Genomic DNA, 16,738 nt, shown 5'->3' with positions numbered 1-16,738 from the left:
GCCGCAGCCCTGCCCTTCACAAAAAAACCGGCGGCAGCGCTGGTTCACGCTGCCGCCGGAAGATGCCGTGGGACCGATCAGCCGCGCAGGATGCCGCGGCCGGCGTATTTCGCCTGGGCGCCGAGCTGCTCCTCGATGCGGATGAGCTGGTTGTACTTGGCGGTACGGTCGGAGCGGGCGAGCGAGCCGGTCTTGATCTGGCCGCAGTTGGTGGCGACGGCGAGGTCGGCGATCGTCGAATCCTCGGTCTCGCCCGAGCGGTGCGACATGACGGCGGTGTAGCTCGCCTTGTGCGCGGTCTCGACGGCGTCGAGCGTTTCGGAGAGCGAGCCGATCTGGTTCACCTTGACGAGGATCGAGTTGCCGACGCCCATCTTGATGCCGTCGCGAAGGCGCGCGGAATTCGTCACGAACAGGTCGTCGCCGACGAGCTGCACCGTCTTGCCGATCTTGTCGGTCAGCGCCTTCCAGCCGTCCCAGTCGTCTTCCGCCATGCCGTCCTCGATCGAGAAGATCGGGTATTTTCCGGCAAGCTCGGCGAGATAGTCCGCCATGGCGCCCGGCTCCAGCGTGCGGCCTTCGCCTTCCAGCACGTACTTGCCGTCCTTGAAGAATTCGGTCGAGGCGCAGTCGAGCGCGATGAACATGTCCTCGCCCGGGCGGTAGCCGGCCTTCTCGATCGACTTCATGATGAAGTCGAGGGCGGCGGGGGCGGAGGCAAGGCCCGGCGCGAAGCCGCCCTCGTCGCCGACATTGGTGTTGTGGCCGTCGGCCGCAAGCTGCTTCTTCAGCGTGTGGAACACTTCCGAGCCCATGCGCACGGCATCGCGCACGGTGTCGGCGCCGACCGGAACGATCATGAACTCCTGGAAGTCGATCGGGTTGTCGGCATGCGCGCCGCCATTGATGATGTTCATCATCGGCACCGGCAGGACGCGGGCGTTCGGGCCGCCGACATAGCGGTAGAGCGGCAGGTTGGCGGCTTCCGCGGCGGCCTTGGCGACGGCGAGCGACACACCGAGGATGGCGTTGGCGCCGAGGCGCGCCTTGTTCGGCGTGCCGTCGAGCTCGATCATCGTCTGGTCGACGGCGATCTGGTCCTCGGCATCGAGCCCGCCGATCGCCTCGAAGATCTCGCCGTTGACGGCGGCGACGGCGTTCTCGACGCCCTTGCCGAGGTAGCGCTGGCCACCGTCGCGCAGTTCGACGGCTTCATGCGCGCCCGTGGAGGCGCCCGAGGGAACGGCCGCACGGCCGAAGCTGCCATCTTCGAGATGCACGTCCACTTCGACGGTGGGATTGCCGCGGCTGTCGAGAATCTCGCGGCCGATGATGTCGATGATTGCAGTCATGGAGATCGTCCTGTTCCGGGGTTTATAAATCGATTAAAATCCACTTTTAATCGAGGATGCAGAAATTACAATGGCGTCCGTCGCCCTGGGAAAGACGGATGGCATGTCTCCATGTCATCCGTTTGAAACGTCAGGCCTTGGCGATGTCGTCGAAGGCGACGAGCTTTTCCAGAAGCCGCGGCATGTCCTTCAGGTGCACCATGTTCGGGCCGTCGGAGGGGGCGTTGTCTGGGTCCTCATGGGTCTCGACGAAGAGACCGGCGATACCGACGGCGATCGCGGCGCGCGACAGCGTCTCGACGAATTCGCGCTGGCCGCCGGAGGAACCGCCCTGCCCGCCCGGCTGCTGCACCGAATGCGTCGCGTCGAAGACGACGGGCGCGCCGAGCGAGGCCATGATCGGCAGCGAGCGCATGTCGGAAACGAGCGTGTTGTAGCCGAAGGAGGCACCGCGCTCGCACAGCATGACGTTCGGGTTGCCGCTCTCGGTGAACTTCGTCAGCACGTTCTTCATGTCCCAGGGCGCCAGGAACTGGCCCTTCTTGACATTGATCGCCCGGCCGGTCCTGGCGGCGGCGACGAGCAGGTCCGTCTGGCGCGACAGGAAGGCGGGGATCTGCAGGATGTCGACCGTCTCGGCGACAATGGCGCACTGCTCTTCCGTGTGGATGTCGGTGAGGACCGGGAAGCCGAAATCCTTCTTGAGGTCGGCGAAGATCTCCAGCGCCTTTTCAAGGCCGATGCCGCGCTTGCCGGAGAGCGAGGTGCGGTTCGCCTTGTCGAAGGAGGACTTGTAGACGAGGCCGAGGCCGAGCTTTTCGGTCATCTCGACCAGCGCCTCGGCCATCATGTAGGCATGGTCGCGGCTCTCCATCTGGCAGGGGCCAGCGATCAGCGAGAAGCGCTTGTCCTGGGCGAAGGTGACCTTCTTGGCGCCTTCGCCGACGACGACTGTGGAATTGGTGTTCATCTCATTCTCCGAAGACAAGGAGGACGCCCTGCCCCGGTGCCGGCGGCACGAGGAGGCGGTTGTCCCGTTTCTGGAAGGCGACGCCGCGCTCCGTCAGGAGACGCTCGCATTCCGCTGTATTTTCAACCCTGAAGACGACCGCGCGCCCTTTCAGGCCGCGATCCGTGCCGGCGACCGGCGCGACCCCGTAAAACCCCTCCAGGCCCGCATCGTTGAGCACGGTGATGCGGCCGCGCGGCGTATCGACGGACATGCCGAAGGACAGGGCCTCGACCTCGCGCTCGTCGGCCGCCTCCTGCACGAGATACTGGAAATCCGTCGGGTTCTGTTCCGACAGGACGACCTCCGACAGCGCGATCACACCGTTCTCGTGCGTTTCCAGCGACGCGCGGTCGGCCGGCAGCGGCAGGATGCGCTGCGAGGCGAAGAAGAAGAAATCGGGGCTGCGCAGGTCGGCGGCGAAGGCAAGGCGGAAGCTGCCGGTCGCGCTGGTCCCGTCGGGCAGCAGCATGTCGCGGGAGAATTCCAGCACCTCGCCGCCGGAAAGGCCGGCATTGGTGTAGCGCTGGTCGTCCTCCCAGGCATCGCCGCTCGCCATGGCGATGGCGGAAAAGCCTTCGAGGCCGCGGCGGAAGCGGAAGGCCTGGTCGCGCGCGACGAAGACATTGCCGCCACGCGCCGCCGCCTCGCATTCCTCGCGATTGGCGATGCCGAGCGGCTCGAGATAGGAACCGTCGGCGAGGAAGACGCAACAGTTCTCCGTGCCGAAGGGATGGCGGGCGTCCCCGGCGACGGTGAAGCCGAGCGCGGTCAGGCGCGCGCGGGCCACCCCGAGGTCGGACACCGGCAGCACCAGATGGTCGATCGGGCGGGGCGTTCTCGAACTCACGGTCATGGCGAAAAATCCGGCATGTTTCAGGCGCCCCGTGCTTTGCCCGCTTTCGGCGCGCAATGCAAGCGCCAGCAAGGTCCGCCGCGCCCTGCGGGAACTTTTCCGCCCGTCGGCCATTCCCGCAGCGTCCCTCGACCGGAGCCCGCCCATTCCCAGATCCCGCGACATCACCCGCCAGCGCGACCTCCACGAATCCCGCCCCCTCTGGGCCGGTTCACCGCGCCTTGCTCTTCGCGCGCGGCCAAGGCCGTCGCGCGCCGACTACGACGTCATCATCGTCGGCGCCGGCATTTCCGGGGCGCTGATGGCCCATGCGCTGGCGGACGGCACGCGCTCGGTGCTCGTCGTCGACCGGCGCGTGCCCGTGCATGGCAGCACGCTTGCCAGCACCGCGATGATCCAGCACGAGATCGACATTCCTCTTTCCCGGCTTTCCGGCATGATCGGCGCACCAAAAGCCCGCCGCGCCTGGCAGCGCTCCGCCCGCGCCGTCGAGCGCCTGTCGGGCATCGTCGCCGATCTCGGCCTGTCCTGCAGCTTCGAGCGCAAGCAGACCCTGTTCCTCGCCGGCGAGGCCTATGGCCGCCGGGCCCTGCAGGCGGAGGCCGAGGCGCGCCGCGCCGCCGGCATCGCGGCCGAATATATTGACGCCGCCACCCTTGCCGAACGCTTTGCGATCACGCGCACCGGCGCCATTCTCAGCGACATCTCCGCCGCGGCGAACCCGGCGCAGATGGCCGCCGGCGTCCTGCGCGCGGCGATGACGCGCGGCGTGGAGCTCGTCAGCCCGCTGGAGATCACCGACCTGCGCACGACGGCGGACCGGGTGTTCCTCGCGACGGCGGAGGGACGGATCCTGTCCGCCGGCCACGCCGTCTTCTGCTCCGGCTACGAGTTCCTGGAGGCCGTCGCCGACAAGGAGCATGCCATCGTCTCCACCTGGGCGCTCGCCACGCCGCCCGGCACGGCGCTGCCGGACTGGCTGAAGACATGCATCGTCTGGGAGGGCGCCGATCCCTATCTCTATCTCCGCCGCACGCGCGACGGGCGGCTGATCGTCGGCGGCGAGGACGAGGACAGCGCCGAGGCCTATGCGTCCGAGAAGACGCTGCGGAAGAAGGCGGCGACCATCCGCCGCAAGGCCGAAACCCTGCTCGGCCTCACCCTGCCCGAGCCCGACCATGTCTGGGCGGCCCCCTTCGGCACCACGCGCACGGGCCTGCCACTGATCGGCCACGTGCCGGGCCTCGAAAATGTCTTCGCCGTCATGGGCTTCGGCGGCAACGGCATCACCTTCAGCCAGATCGCCGCCGAGATCGTCACCGCCGACATCGCCGGCCATGCCGATCCGGATGCCGACCTCTTCGCCTTCCCCAGCCGCCAGACTTGACGAAGTGAAGGCCCGGCCGGCCGATATTCCCCTTCCGTTGAATGGCTGCGGGCGCAAAGCCGGGTTATGCTCGCCCGACATCGATGAAGCCGGACTGCCATGCTGCTTGCCATCCTCTCCGATATCCACGCCAACCGCGAAGCCTTCGAGGCCGTGCTCGCCGCCGTCGAAGGCGCCGGAGCCGACCGCCTCGTGCTGCTCGGCGACATCGTCGGCTACGGGGCGGATCCGGAATGGTGTGCGGAACGGGCGATGGCGCTTGCCGCAGGCGGCGCCATCGTGCTGCGCGGCAACCATGACGAGGCGGTCGGCAATCCCGCCGTCTCGATGAACCCGACCGCGACCTTCGCCCTCGAATGGACGCGCCGCCAGCTCGGCAGCCAGACCCGCGCCTTCCTCGCCGCCCTGCCCTTCGAGGCGCGCGAGGGCGACTGTCTCTTCGTGCATGCCGATGCCAGCGCGCCGCCCGCCTGGAACTATGTGCTCGACGCCAGCGATGCCGGACGGCATCTTGCGGCCTGCGATGCCCGCGTCAGCTTCTGCGGCCATGTGCACAAGCCGGCGCTCTATTCGACGGCGCCGGGCGGCAGGGTCACGCATTTCCGCCCCGTCGCCGCCACCCCCGTGCCGCTCCTGCCGCAGCGCCGCTGGCTCGCCGTCATGGGCTCCGTCGGCCAGCCGCGCGACGGCGATCCCGCGGCCGCCTATGCGCTCTACGACACGCAGAGCGCCGAGCTCCGCTTCCAGCGCGCCGCCTATGACGTGGAGCGTGCGGCCGGGAAGATACGCGCGGCCGGGCTGCCGGCCTCGCTCGCCGACCGGCTTTTCAGGGGGCGCTGATGGTCAAGGCACGGCTGAAACCCGGCGACGTCATCGACGGCTTCCTCATCGAGGCCATCGCGCACAATGGCGGCATGGCGCGCATCTGGACCGTGTCGCGCCCCGACATCGATTTCCCGATCCTGATGAAGGTGCCGGTCATCGGCGAGGGCGACGATCCGGCCGCCATCGTCGGCTTCGAGATGGAGCAGATGATCCTGCCGCGCCTGTCCGGCCCGCATGTGCCGCGCTTCGTCGCCAACGGCGATTTCGCGACGCTGCCCTATATCGTCATGGAGCGCCTGCCCGGCACCTCGCTCTATCCGCTGCTGGAGCGCCTGCCGCTGCCGCCGGAGGAGGTCGCCGCGCTCGGCGCGAAGATCGCCGTCGCGCTCGATTCGCTGCACCGCCAGCATGTCGTGCATCTCGACCTGAAGCCCTCCAACGTCATGTTCCGCGAAAGCGGCGAGGCCGTGCTGATCGACTACGGCCTTGCCCGCCACATCCACCTGCCCGACCTGATGGACGAGCAGTTCCGCCTGCCCTACGGCACCGCGCCCTACATGGCGCCGGAACAGGTTCTCGGCACGCGCAGCGATTTCCGCAGCGATCTCTTCGCCCTCGGCGTCCTCCTGTACTTCTTCGCGACCGGCGAGCGTCCCTTCGGCGATCCGCAGCGCCTGAAGGGCCTGAAGCGCCGCCTGTGGCGCGATCCGCTGCCGCCGCGCGCCCGCAACGCCGCCATTCCGCCCGCCCTGCAGGAGGTCATCCTGCGCTGCCTGGAGGTCAACCCCGCCTGGCGCTATCCGAGCGCCGCCCAGCTCGCGCTCGACCTGCAGGACCTTTCCGCCGTCAAGCTGACGGCGCGGGCGGAGAAGATGAAGCGGGACCCGCTCGGCATGGTGCTGCGCCGCCGCTTCAACCCGGTGCTTATCGAGACCGTCAAGCCGCAGACGGCAGAAGCCCAGCTCGCCAATGCGCCGATCGTCGCCGTGGCGATCGACCTTGCCGCCAGCACGCCGGACCTTGCCGACGCCATGCACAGGACCGTCGCGCGCGTCATCGAGAACACGCCGGACGCCCGCATCGCCTGCATCAACGTCTTGAAGATCAACCGCATCGCCATCGACACCTCGCTGGACGAGGAAGGCCGCAACAAGCATGTGCTGCGCCTCGTCGAATTGCGCACCTGGTCGACGGGCCTTGCCGTCCCCGGCGGCGGCATCACCTTCCATGTGCTGGAGGCCGTCTCGCCGGCCGACGCCATCCTCGATTATGCCCGGGAAAACCATGTCGACCACATCGTGATGGGCGCGCGCGCCGAATCGGCCATGCGCTCCATGCTCGGCAGCGTCTCCGGCGAGGTCGCCGCCCACGCCCCCTGCACCGTCACCGTGGTGCGCAACCGCCCGCGGCCGGGTGGAGCGAGGGATTAGCTGTAACTGCGAGGATAGAATCACCTCTCGCCGGCTTCGTGAGCTCGACGATTTGTACAACGAATTGCCCGAAGCTCAGGCTGATTTTCATTCTTGTCTACACACGTTGGAAACGGCACCCTGAAGCCTTTCCAGCCGCCGCCGCGCTGCTTTCGTGTCGGATCCGGACTTCACCGGAATTGTTCCGTAGCGGCATCAAAAGACGGTGGCGATACGGTACGTTCTCAAACCTCACCCTAGGAGCACGCGATTCGAATGCTTAGCCTGCCACCTATCGCTGATGAAGCCGACTTTGACAGGTGGATGTCCCGCCCGGATCTATGGTTGCCCGTTGTGCACCACCTTGCGCGTGAGGCCAGTATCACAGCGGAAATTCTGGCCCAGTTCGACAACAGCACCAACCTCGTTGTGAATCTCGACGATCGGTCGATATTGAAGCTATTCCCCCCCATCTATCGCGTACAGTTCGATAGCGAGCGCAAAACCCTTCGGTATCTGGAAGGAAAAATGGAGATCGCTATTCCCCTGGTCGAGGCCGAGGGTGAATGCGACGGATGGGGCTGGCTTATTATCACCAAGCTGGACGGTCTGGTTGGCTCAGTGGCTTGGCCGCTTTTGCCAGAAGCGGAGAAACAGCGTGTACTTGAGCAAATCGGGCGCGCGATTTCCCATTTGCAGACACTTCCACCCGGCGACCTGATTGGGCAAAAACCCTCTTGGCAGGATTTTATTGAAAAACAAATCGACATCTGCCTTGCGCGTCATCGCCACCTAGGAATGCCGCCGGCTTTTCTCTCCGACCTCCGACTACTTCTTGCCGACGCTCCATCGGTCATTCCCCACGATGCGCCAAATGTCATCCTCACCGGAGATTGGATTCCCCAGAACATTTTGCTTTCAGAAGATCGCGGTAGATGGACACTCGCAGGGGTCATCGATTTCGGCGATGTGATGACGGGTTTGGGCGAGTACGATCTTCTTGCTCCTACTGCATTCATGTGTGCGGGGTTGCACGGTCGAACCCAGTCTCTTCTAAGGGGGTTCGGCATAGCGAATGGCGAATGCGACGACGCAATGCGCCGCCGTCTTTTGACGCTGACGTTTCTTCATGCGGAAAGTGATCTGCGCAAGATTGACATCGACGGTTGGCAAAGCCGGGCAACGACATTGTTCGATCTTGGTGAAATCATCTGGCCACGAGCCAGATAGCCACTGCAACTACTTTTGTTCGAAGATGCTAATTGTACCTCTCCTATGAAGGCAAACCATCAGTCGATCTGCCCCCTGTCTCTTGCCTGTGGCAGGCCGGGGTCAGAATGTCCACATCGTCCATCGCCTGCAAGAAGGAAACGCCATGAGCAAGCGCGCCATCATCATCGTCGACCTCCAGAAGGACTATCTCGCCACCGGCAGCTTCGCGCTGACCGGCATCGACGACGCCGCCGCCAATGCCGCGCGCGTCGTCGAGGCCGGGCGCGGCAGGGGCGACCGGATCATCCATGTCCACCATATCGCCAGGGAGGCCACCTCGCCGCTCTTCGCCCCGGGCACGGAGGGCATCGAGCCGATCCCGGCCGTCACGCCGCGGGAAGACGACACGGTCATCGTCAAGAACCACCCGAATTCCTTCCGCGGGACGGCGCTCGACGAGACGCTGCGGAACAATGGCATCGAGGATGTGGTGGTCGTCGGCGCGATGAGCGACGTCTGCATCGATGCGACGGCGCGCGCCGCCGCCGATCTCGGCTACAACCTCACCGTCGTGCACGATGCCTGCGCCACGCGCGACAAGGCCTTCGGTGATTCGCTCGTTCCGGCCGCCCAGGTCCACGCCACCATCATGTCGGCGCTGGAATTCGGCTACGGCAAGGTCACCACGACCGCCGATTTCCTGTCGTAGTCCCCGACGGCAGGGCGATCTTATCTGGCGCTCGACATTGCTGTTCTTCCCTTCTCCCCCGCGGGGAGAAGGTGGTCCCCACGGGTCTCGCCAGGGGCGAGCCCGAGGACAGGCTCCGGGTCGGATGAGGGGGTGGCTCTGACGGATCGTCTGCGCCTTCGCCATCCCCCTCATCCGCCTGCCGGCACCTTCTCCCCGCGGGGGAGAAGGGGATGGGGCGACGGTTTCCTTCCTATACGACAGCCCCCACCAGAGCCCGTCGCGCCGCCCGTCATTCCCCTGTCATGGGACGGTGGTGTCTCTTCGCGCGTGAATGCACCCCGGCGGCCGCATCGTGATCCGGCGCCCAGCGGAGTACGCGTGAATGGATACGGCTCAGGCCCTGGCCCTTGCCTCGGGCGCCCTCGTCGCCACCAATCTCCTCAGCATCCTCATCGCCGGAAGGCGGCTGAAGCCGACGGGCGCGGCGCCGCCCGAGATCGAGGAGAGACCGCCCGTCTCCATCGTCATCCCCGTGCGCGGCATCGAGAATTTCTCCACGGAGACGCTGGACCGCGCCTTCCGCCTCACCTGGCCGGACTACGAGCTTCTCTTCTGCGTCGCCCATGCGGGCGATCCCATCATCCCGCTGATCGAGGCGGCCGCCGTCGCCCATCCCCATGTCGCCGCGCGCATCCTCGTCGGCGATGATCGCATCAGCGCCAATCCGAAGCTCAACAATTGCGTCAAGGGCTGGCAGGCGGCGCGGCACGACTGGGTGGTGCTCGCCGATTCGAACGTCCTGATGCCGCCCGACTATATCCAGCACCTGATGGGCGGCTGGCGCAGCGATTCGGGCCTCGTCTGCTCGACGCCGCTCGGCTCGCGGCCGGACGGCTTCTGGGCCGAGGTCGAATGCATGTTCCTCAACACCCAGCAGGCCCGCTGGCAATATGCCGGCGAGGCACTCGGCCTCGGTTTCGCGCAGGGCAAGAGCATGCTCTGGTACAAGCCGATGCTCGATGCCAATGGCGGCATCCAGGCGCTGAACGCCGAGATCGCCGAGGACGCCGCCTCCACCAAGCTGGTCAGCCGTCTCGGACTCAAGGTGCACCTCGTCTCCGCGCCCTTCGAGCAGCCGCTGGGGCGGCGCTCCGGGCAGGAGGTCTGGTCGCGCCAGTGCCGCTGGTCGCGCCTGCGCCGCGTCACCTTCCCCGCCTTCTTCAGTCCGGAAATCCTGCTCGGCGCCGTCCCGCCGCTGCTTCTCATGCTCGCCGCGGTGCTTCTCGGCGATGTGCCGCTCCTGCCCGCCGTGCTGCTGGTGCTCGCCGGCCTCTACCTGCCGGAAGCCGCCCTTGCGCTTGCGAAGGGCTGGCGGCTTTCCCTGTGGTCCGTGCCGGCGATGATGGTGCGGGACGCCATGATGCCGGCCATCTGGCTGCGCGCCTGGATCGGCGGCGCCATCGACTGGCGCGGCAACACGATGACGATAGGCACGACGGCCTGCGAATTGAAGGAAGCCCCGGCGGGGCCGTAGGCGGCCCCTCAGCCCTTGACGCGCAGCCCCTCCAGCAGCGTTCGGAATCCCCTGACCGCGCGCCTGGAGGTCTCCTCCGGATCGTCCGACTTGGCGATCCACAGCGCCGCATGGCTGCTCGCGCCGTTGATCAGCCGGGCCGCCGCCTCCGTGTCGATGTCCCCCATAACGCCGTCAGCCTTCAGTTGCTCGATGCTGCGGCTGAGGGCGGCGATGCAGCCGTTGCTGGTCGGCCATTGCGAGACGTCGCCAAGCACCGCCGGGCCGTCGCGGAACATGATGCGCTGGATTTCCGGCTCCAGCGCCATCTCGATATAGGCGACGCATTCCGCGACAAAACCCTGCCAGCGGTTGGGCGCTGCGGCCGAGATCCGGTTGAGCCGCAAGGTCATTTCCGCGTCGATCTGCTGGATCACCGCCTGGAGCAGCCCCTTCTTGTCGCCGAAATGGTGGTAGAGCGCGCCGCGCGTCAGCCCGGCCCCGGCGGTGAAATCGTCCATCGAGGCGGCGGCATAGCCCACCGTGCCAAAGGCCTGCCGCCCGGCGGCGATCAGCTTGGCCCGTGTCTCGGCGATCATTTCCTCACGCGGCTTGCGCATGGCGTCTCCTCATTCACATACGCCGCGTATTTTATTTGACATACGCCACGTATGCAACTATCTCTTCAACATACGCCGCGTATGTAATTATCGAACCCGTCCCTTTCCAGGAGCAGGCCATGTCCAACCCCTACAAGGAAATTTTCAGCGTGCCGGGAACGAAGGCGTTCTCCGCCGCCGGCTTCCTCGCCCGCCTTCCCATCGCCATGGCGCCGATCGGCATCGTCGCCATGCTCTCGCAGACCCATGGCGAATACTGGCTCGCCGGCGCGGTCTCCGCCACCTTCGCGCTCACCAATGCGCTCATCGCCCCGCAGGTCTCCCGCCTCGTCGACCGCTTCGGCCAGGCCGCGGTGCTGACGCCCGCCACGATCGTCTCCGTCCTTGCCTTCCTGGCGCTGATCGCGGCCACCCACCAGGGCTGGCCGGTCTGGACGCTCTTTGCCTCCGCTTTCCTCGCCGCCGCCATGCCCTCGATGCCCGCCATGCTGCGCGCCCGCTGGACGGAGCTCTTCCGCGACCGGCCCGAGCTCAACACGGCCTTCGCCTTCGAATCGGCCGCCGACGAGCTGGTCTACATCGCCGGCGCCTCGCTCTCGGTCGGCCTTGCCGTCGCGCTCTTCCCGCAGGCCGGCATGCTGATCAGCACCGCCTTCCTCGCCGTCGGCACCCTCGCCTTCGTGTTGCAGCGCGCGACGGAACCGGCGGTGCGCCATGTCGCCGGCAGCGCGCCGCAGAAATCGGCGATCCGCCTGCGCCCCGTCCAGATCATCACGCTCGCCCTCGTCTTCGTCGGCGCCACCTTCGCCACCGCCGAGGTCTCGGCCGTGGCGATCACCAAGGATCTCGGCCAGCCGAATGCCGCCAGCCTCGTCATCGGCGTCTATGCCATCGGTTCCTTCGTCGTCGGCCTCGTCCTCGGCGCGCTGAACCCGAGGATGGCGCTGCAGAAGCAGTTGATGATCGCCGTCGCCGTGCTGGCGCTCACCGCCCTGCCGCTGCCCTTCGCCGGCACGGTGCCGCTGCTGGCCTTCGCCGTCTTCGTCAGCGGCATCGCCATCTCGCCCACCTTCATCACGGCCTTCGGCCTCGTCGAACGCCGCGTGCCGGCCGCCATGCTGACGGAGGGCGTCACCTGGGTGACGACCGGCATCGGCATCGGCATGGCGCTGGGCGCCTTCGTCGCCGGCTGGGCGGTGGACAATTTCGGCGCCCAGAACGGCTTCTGGGTCTCCGTCGCCGCCGGCCTCGGCGCTGCGCTCACCATCGGCATCGGCCAGCGGGTCCTCGCCGGCCAGGATCCCGACGACGGGATCGGCGCCCTCGCCCAGGCGGCCGAATGACAAAAGCGGGAAGCCCGGCAAAAATGCCGGGCTCCTTCTAGCGCCAAGGCAATCAACCTCTCCGAACCACGGGTGCGTGTGGATCCTCGGGTCAAGCCCGAGGATGACGGGAAAGGTGGTCCTTCCAAAAGCAAGAGCCCGGTGTCGCCACCGGGCTCGGTTCTTTGACAAGCCTCTCCCCGCCCTCTGCCGTCATCCTCGGGCTCGACCCGAGGATCCACCGCCGCCCCCGCGGCGAGGCCGGTCGGTCTGGCCCGACAGACGCGGAGGAGGCTTTCCTCAGACGAGGCGGCTCTGTTCCAGCGCCGCTTCCACGAAGCTCGCGAAGAGCGGGTGCGGATCGAGCGGGCGGCTCTTCAGTTCCGGGTGATACTGCACGCCGATGAACCACGGATGGTCGGGATATTCCACCGTCTCCGGCAGCACGCCGTCCGGCGACATGCCGGAGAAGACGAGGCCGCAGCTTTCGAGCCGGTCCTTGTAATCGACATTCACCTCGTAGCGGTGGCGGTGGCGCTCGGAAATATCCGTCGAGCTGTAGATGTCGGCGATCTTCGTGCCGCCCTTCAGCGCCGCGCGATAGGCGCCGAGGCGCATCGTGCCGCCGAGATCGCCGGAAGCCGAGCGCTTCTCCAGTTCGTTGCCCTTCACCCATTCCGTCATCAGGCCGACGACGGGTTCCGCCGTCTTGCCGAATTCGGTCGAGGAGGCCTTCTCGATGCCGGCGAGGTTGCGCGCCGCTTCCACCACCGCCATCTGCATGCCGAAGCAGATGCCGAAATAGGGCACCTTGCGCTCGCGGGCGAACCGCGCCGCATTGATCTTGCCCTCCGACCCGCGCTCGCCAAAACCGCCGGGAACGAGGATGCCGTGCACCTTTTCGAGGTAGGGCGCCGGATCCTCCTTCTCGAAGACCTCCGACTCGATCCATTCGAGCTTGACCTTGACGTGGTTGGCAATGCCGCCGTGATAGAGCGCCTCGATCAGCGACTTGTAGGCGTCCTTGAGGCCGGTATACTTGCCGACGATGGCGATCGTCACCTCGCCCTCGGGCGTCTTGATGCGGTCGGAAACGTTCTGCCAGGCTTCGAGGCGCGGCTTGGGCGCCGGCTCGATGCCGAAGGCGGCGAGAACCTCGTCGTCGAGGCCTTCCTTGTGATAGGCGAGCGGCACGTCGTAGATCGACGCGACGTCGAGCGCCTGGATGACGGCGGTCGGGCGCACGTTGCAGAAGAGCGAGAGCTTCCTGCGCTCGGCTTCCGGGATTTCCCGGTCGGCGCGCACCAGGAGGATATCCGGGTGGATGCCCATCGCCTGCAGCTCCTTGACGGAGTGCTGCGTCGGCTTGGTCTTCAGTTCGCCCGCCGCCGGAATATAGGGCATCAGCGTCAGGTGCACATAAACCGCGGTCCCGCGCGGCAGATCGTTGCCGAGCTGGCGGATCGCCTCCATGAAGGGCATGGCCTCGATGTCGCCAACGGTGCCGCCGATCTCGCACAGCACGAAGTCGTAGTCGTCATTGCCTTCGGTGACGAAGTTCTTGATCTCGTTGGTGACGTGCGGAATGACCTGCACGGTCGCGCCGAGATAGTCGCCGCGGCGTTCCTTGTCGATGATGTTCTTGTAGATGCGACCGGTGGTGATGTTGTCGGTCTTGGTGGCCGAGCGGCCGGTAAAGCGCTCGTAGTGGCCGAGGTCGAGGTCGGTTTCCGCGCCGTCGTCTGTGACGAACACCTCGCCGTGCTGGGTCGGGCTCATCGTGCCCGGGTCGACGTTGAGATAGGGGTCGAGCTTGCGCAGGCGGACGCGGTAACCGCGGGCCTGCAGGAGAGCTCCGAGTGCAGCGGCGGCAATGCCTTTTCCGAGGGAGGAAACCACGCCGCCTGTGATGAATACATATCGCGCCATGGGAGTCACCGGATACCTTTTCAAAATCGATTCCGCCACCGAAAAATCACCTTGGACGTGATTTCGGAAGTCGCAATCGGCGTTTTACACAAGAAGAAGGCCGGTTGGATTTCGCCAACCGGCCGGTTCGTTTTCGGTCCTTGCGGCTTACTGGCCGCTCGGGACGCCGGAATTCTGCTCCGTGCCCGTTGCAGCGCCCGTGCCGGTGCCCGTCGCGGGCGTGTCGCCGGTGCCGGTCGTCGTGCCGCCATCGGTCGGAACGGCGTCGGTGCCGGTCGTCGCGGGCGTCTGGTTGGTCGTGTTGCTGTTCTGGGTGCCTTCGCCCTGCGATGCGCCGCCGAGCGCGTCGAGCACGCCGCCGGTGCCGGTCGTGCCGGGGATGCGGTCGAGGATGTCGGTCGGCTGCGTCTCGTAGCGGGCGAGGATGCCCATGCCGAGCGCCAGCACGAAGAACAGCGTGGCGAGGATCGCCGTGGTGCGCGTCAGGGCATTGGCCGTGCCGCGCGCCGACATGAAGCCGGAGCCGCCACCGATGCCGAGGCCGCCGCCTTCAGACCGCTGGATCAGCACGACGCCGATCAGCGCGACGACGACCATGAGATAGATGACGAGCAAGATGGTCTGCATGTTTTCGGTATCCCGGCCAGATGGCCCAAATGTCAGGTTTGCGGCTCAATATACCAAGCCGCGCACCATTCCAAGCCCTTACCGGCCAATCCGCCGGCCCTTTTGCGGGACCGGCGCAAAGCCGTCAGGCGGTCAGTGCTTCGTATGCCCGGTAGATGGCAAGGAAGTCGTCCGATTTCAAGCTCGCCCCGCCGATCAGCGCGCCGTCGACATTGGCGACGCCCATCAGTTCCTGCGCATTGCCCGGCTTCACCGAGCCGCCGTAGAGGATGCGCATCGTGGCGCCCTCGCCGGCAAAGCGGCCGGTCAGCTCCGCGCGCATGAAGGCGTGCGCCTCCTCGACATCGGCCGCCGTCGGCGTAAGCCCCGTGCCGATCGCCCAGACGGGCTCGTAGGCGATGACGGTGTTTTCCGCCGTCGCACCGTCCGGCACGGAGGCTGCAAGCTGCGCCTTCAGCACGTCGAGCGTCTTGCCCGCCTTGCGCTCGTCGCCGGTCTCGCCGATGCAGATGATCGCAACGAGGTCGTTCGCATAGGCGATCTCCGCCTTGGCGCGCACCAGCGCGTCGCTTTCCTTGTGGTCCGTGCGGCGCTCGGAATGGCCGACGATGACATGGGTGCCGAAGCAATCGGCGATCATTTCCGCCGAGACATCGCCGGTATGGGCGCCGGAGGCCTTCTCGTGGCAGTCCTGCGCGCCGATCATCAGCGGGCTGTCGTCGCAGAGCGCGGTGGCCACATAGAGCAGCGTCGCCGGCGGGCAGATCAGCGTCTCGACCTTGTCGGAAAGCGGCCCCTTCACGCCTTCGGCCATCGCCTTGATCTGGTCGAGCGATGCGCGCGTGCCGTTCATCTTCCAGTTCCCGGCAACGAGCGGGGTTACATCCGGTGTCATGAGACCTCCCTGTCCTTGAAATTCGCGTGGCTTGCGGCGTAGCAAATCGGCGCCTATTGCGCAAACAGCCAGTTCAGCGTCTCGCGCCAGTCGGTCATGCGCACGGGCGTGCCGTGCCCCCCCGTCTGGAACAGCACGAAACGCGCCGGCACGCCGGCCTTGCGCAGCCGGCGGAACACCGCGATCTGGTCGTTCGCCTGGTAGACGCTGTCGCTGTCGCCATGGGTGAAGAAGACCGGCAGCTTCGCCTTGAAGGCCGGCGTCCCGCCGTAGTCGCCGTCGGCCGCCCCGCCCATCAGCACCATGCCGGCAAGGCTCTTCACCGCCGCCGGATCGCGCGCCACGCGGGCGCAGATGAAGCTGCCCATCGAGGCGCAGGCGAGGATGACCGGCGCCTCCGGCGACAGCGCCTTGGCCGTCAGGATGAGGCCGGAAATGCGCGCCGCGCCCTTGTCGTCGAAGGAAGGCACGCTCGGCGCGTAGTAGACGCCGCCGTTCTGCACGGCGAGGTTCTTCAGCCGGTTGAAGTTGCCGCCGAAATTCCAGTCGTTGTTGCCGAGCCGCCGGTCGCCGCCGCGGCCATGGATGAAGATGACGGTGAAGGCCGCGCCCTCCGCCTTGCCGGTCATCGCCACGTCGATCGGCCCGGCGGGCGTGGCGACCGTCGCGTTCTTCTGCGCCTTCTTCACCGCCGTCGAGACATAGGCCGCCTTCACCCGGCGCTCCGGCACCTGGTCGCGGCCGTTGATGTCGCGCAGTTCCTGGTAGTCGACGACCCTGAGCGCGCCGTCGTCCGCCGTCTCGATGACGGTGCCATAGCCGAAAAGCTCGTCCTTCCACGGCTTCAGCGTCAGCGCGGCGGCGTTTCCGGCGGCAAGACCGGTGAAGATCGCGGCCAAAACCAGCCGGGAAAGGCAATGAACTGTGGACTGACGCATGAACTGTGGCTCCCTGGAGGCTGCGATACTTGCCATCCGCCCGCCCGCAACGCAATCCTCCGCCAGCGGTTGGCGCGGCTTGGCGCATCCTGCACCGCACGAAAGCGGCCGTGGACGGACGGGGCGGCACGCCGCCGCGGCATCGCGAAAGCC

At 66.6% G+C, this 16,738-nt stretch carries 15 protein-coding genes; 7 read left to right on the top strand and 8 right to left on the bottom strand.

What is annotated here, in order from left to right:
- Positions 1-77: 77 nt before the first annotated feature.
- The 3 genes from eno to shn_RS08530 form a co-directional block, all read right to left on the bottom strand.
- Entirely contained in the window at positions 78-1,352 is a 1,275-nt protein-coding gene (gene eno, locus shn_RS08540) for a phosphopyruvate hydratase (protein WP_064330009.1), read from the bottom strand.
- Positions 1,353-1,482: 130 nt separating this feature from the next.
- The gene (gene kdsA / locus shn_RS08535; RefSeq protein WP_064330008.1) at positions 1,483-2,322 is read right to left on the bottom strand and encodes a 3-deoxy-8-phosphooctulonate synthase; all 840 of its coding nucleotides are present in this window, start codon (positions 2,320-2,322) and stop codon (positions 1,483-1,485) included.
- A gap of 1 nt (position 2,323) precedes the next feature.
- Positions 2,324-3,217 carry a VOC family protein gene (locus shn_RS08530; RefSeq protein ID WP_064330007.1) on the bottom strand — a complete coding sequence of 298 codons (894 nt, stop codon included), beginning with the start codon at positions 3,215-3,217 and terminating at the stop codon, positions 2,324-2,326.
- Between the two features lie 145 nt (positions 3,218-3,362).
- Here shn_RS08530 and shn_RS08525 point away from each other — a divergent pair, with 145 nt between their 5' ends.
- From shn_RS08525 to shn_RS08500, 6 genes are all read left to right on the top strand, one after another.
- Complete coding sequence (locus shn_RS08525) at positions 3,363-4,604, top strand: FAD-binding oxidoreductase (protein ID WP_064332500.1); 1,242 nt, start codon at positions 3,363-3,365, stop codon at positions 4,602-4,604.
- A 99-nt stretch (positions 4,605-4,703) separates the two neighbouring features.
- A complete protein-coding gene (locus shn_RS08520) occupies positions 4,704-5,444 on the top strand; it encodes a metallophosphoesterase (RefSeq protein WP_064330006.1) in 741 nt (246 codons plus the stop codon).
- Positions 5,444-6,859, top strand: coding sequence for a bifunctional serine/threonine-protein kinase/universal stress protein (locus shn_RS08515; RefSeq protein ID WP_064330005.1), 1,416 nt, complete (start codon positions 5,444-5,446; stop codon positions 6,857-6,859). The genes shn_RS08520 and shn_RS08515 overlap by 1 nt, the downstream gene beginning before the upstream one ends.
- A gap of 255 nt (positions 6,860-7,114) precedes the next feature.
- Entirely contained in the window at positions 7,115-8,068 is a 954-nt protein-coding gene (locus tag shn_RS08510) for a phosphotransferase (RefSeq protein WP_064330004.1), read from the top strand.
- A 145-nt stretch (positions 8,069-8,213) separates the two neighbouring features.
- The gene (locus tag shn_RS08505) at positions 8,214-8,759 is read left to right on the top strand and encodes a cysteine hydrolase family protein (RefSeq protein ID WP_064330003.1); all 546 of its coding nucleotides are present in this window, start codon (positions 8,214-8,216) and stop codon (positions 8,757-8,759) included.
- Between the two features lie 364 nt (positions 8,760-9,123).
- Positions 9,124-10,275, top strand: a complete 1,152-nt coding sequence (locus shn_RS08500; RefSeq protein ID WP_064330002.1) for a ceramide glucosyltransferase — start codon at positions 9,124-9,126, stop codon at positions 10,273-10,275.
- A gap of 8 nt (positions 10,276-10,283) precedes the next feature.
- Here the strand turns inward: shn_RS08500 and shn_RS08495 are convergent, their stop codons facing one another.
- On the bottom strand, positions 10,284-10,874 hold the full coding sequence (locus shn_RS08495; RefSeq protein WP_064330001.1) for a TetR/AcrR family transcriptional regulator: 591 nt from the start codon (positions 10,872-10,874) through the stop codon (positions 10,284-10,286).
- Between the two features lie 119 nt (positions 10,875-10,993).
- On the opposite strand from shn_RS08495, the gene shn_RS08490 reads away from it, so the two are divergent.
- Entirely contained in the window at positions 10,994-12,217 is a 1,224-nt protein-coding gene (locus shn_RS08490; RefSeq protein WP_064330000.1) for an MFS transporter, read from the top strand.
- Positions 12,218-12,496: 279 nt separating this feature from the next.
- Here the strand turns inward: shn_RS08490 and shn_RS08485 are convergent, their stop codons facing one another.
- The 4 genes from shn_RS08485 to shn_RS08470 all read right to left on the bottom strand — a co-directional run bounded on the left by shn_RS08485 (position 12,497) and on the right by shn_RS08470 (position 16,585).
- Positions 12,497-14,125, bottom strand: coding sequence for a CTP synthase (locus shn_RS08485; RefSeq protein WP_064329999.1), 1,629 nt, complete (start codon positions 14,123-14,125; stop codon positions 12,497-12,499).
- Positions 14,126-14,272: 147 nt separating this feature from the next.
- Complete coding sequence (gene secG, locus shn_RS08480; RefSeq protein ID WP_064329998.1) at positions 14,273-14,752, bottom strand: preprotein translocase subunit SecG; 480 nt, start codon at positions 14,750-14,752, stop codon at positions 14,273-14,275.
- 124 nt (positions 14,753-14,876) lie between these two features.
- Positions 14,877-15,647, bottom strand: coding sequence for a triose-phosphate isomerase (gene tpiA, locus shn_RS08475; RefSeq protein WP_064329997.1), 771 nt, complete (start codon positions 15,645-15,647; stop codon positions 14,877-14,879).
- Positions 15,648-15,700: 53 nt separating this feature from the next.
- Positions 15,701-16,585 carry an alpha/beta hydrolase gene (locus shn_RS08470; RefSeq protein ID WP_064332499.1) on the bottom strand — a complete coding sequence of 295 codons (885 nt, stop codon included), beginning with the start codon at positions 16,583-16,585 and terminating at the stop codon, positions 15,701-15,703.
- Positions 16,586-16,738 lie beyond the last annotated feature (153 nt).

Source organism: Shinella sp. HZN7 (assembly GCF_001652565.1).
Classification (GTDB): domain Bacteria; phylum Pseudomonadota; class Alphaproteobacteria; order Rhizobiales; family Rhizobiaceae; genus Shinella; species Shinella granuli.
The sequence above is the reverse complement of the archived record's forward strand: the minus strand, read 5'-3'. Positions and strand labels throughout refer to the sequence as shown.

Bases quoted from the DNA above. Each gene is read 5' to 3' on its own strand.
- eno (WP_064330009.1), bottom strand. From the start codon at position 1,352: ATGACTGCAATCATCGACATCATCGGCCGCGAGATTCTCGACAGCCGC.
- shn_RS08530 (WP_064330007.1), bottom strand. From the start codon at position 3,217: ATGACCGTGAGTTCGAGAACGCCCCGCCCGATCGACCATCTGGTGCTG.
- tpiA (WP_064329997.1), bottom strand. From the start codon at position 15,647: ATGACACCGGATGTAACCCCGCTCGTTGCCGGGAACTGGAAGATGAAC.
- shn_RS08515 (WP_064330005.1), top strand. From the start codon at position 5,444: ATGGTCAAGGCACGGCTGAAACCCGGCGACGTCATCGACGGCTTCCTC.
- shn_RS08510 (WP_064330004.1), top strand. From the start codon at position 7,115: ATGCTTAGCCTGCCACCTATCGCTGATGAAGCCGACTTTGACAGGTGG.
- shn_RS08520 (WP_064330006.1), top strand. From the start codon at position 4,704: ATGCTGCTTGCCATCCTCTCCGATATCCACGCCAACCGCGAAGCCTTC.
- kdsA (WP_064330008.1), bottom strand. From the start codon at position 2,322: ATGAACACCAATTCCACAGTCGTCGTCGGCGAAGGCGCCAAGAAGGTC.
- shn_RS08470 (WP_064332499.1), bottom strand. From the start codon at position 16,585: ATGCGTCAGTCCACAGTTCATTGCCTTTCCCGGCTGGTTTTGGCCGCG.
- shn_RS08500 (WP_064330002.1), top strand. From the start codon at position 9,124: ATGGATACGGCTCAGGCCCTGGCCCTTGCCTCGGGCGCCCTCGTCGCC.
- shn_RS08505 (WP_064330003.1), top strand. From the start codon at position 8,214: ATGAGCAAGCGCGCCATCATCATCGTCGACCTCCAGAAGGACTATCTC.
- shn_RS08490 (WP_064330000.1), top strand. From the start codon at position 10,994: ATGTCCAACCCCTACAAGGAAATTTTCAGCGTGCCGGGAACGAAGGCG.
- secG (WP_064329998.1), bottom strand. From the start codon at position 14,752: ATGCAGACCATCTTGCTCGTCATCTATCTCATGGTCGTCGTCGCGCTG.
- shn_RS08485 (WP_064329999.1), bottom strand. From the start codon at position 14,125: ATGGCGCGATATGTATTCATCACAGGCGGCGTGGTTTCCTCCCTCGGA.
- shn_RS08495 (WP_064330001.1), bottom strand. From the start codon at position 10,874: ATGCGCAAGCCGCGTGAGGAAATGATCGCCGAGACACGGGCCAAGCTG.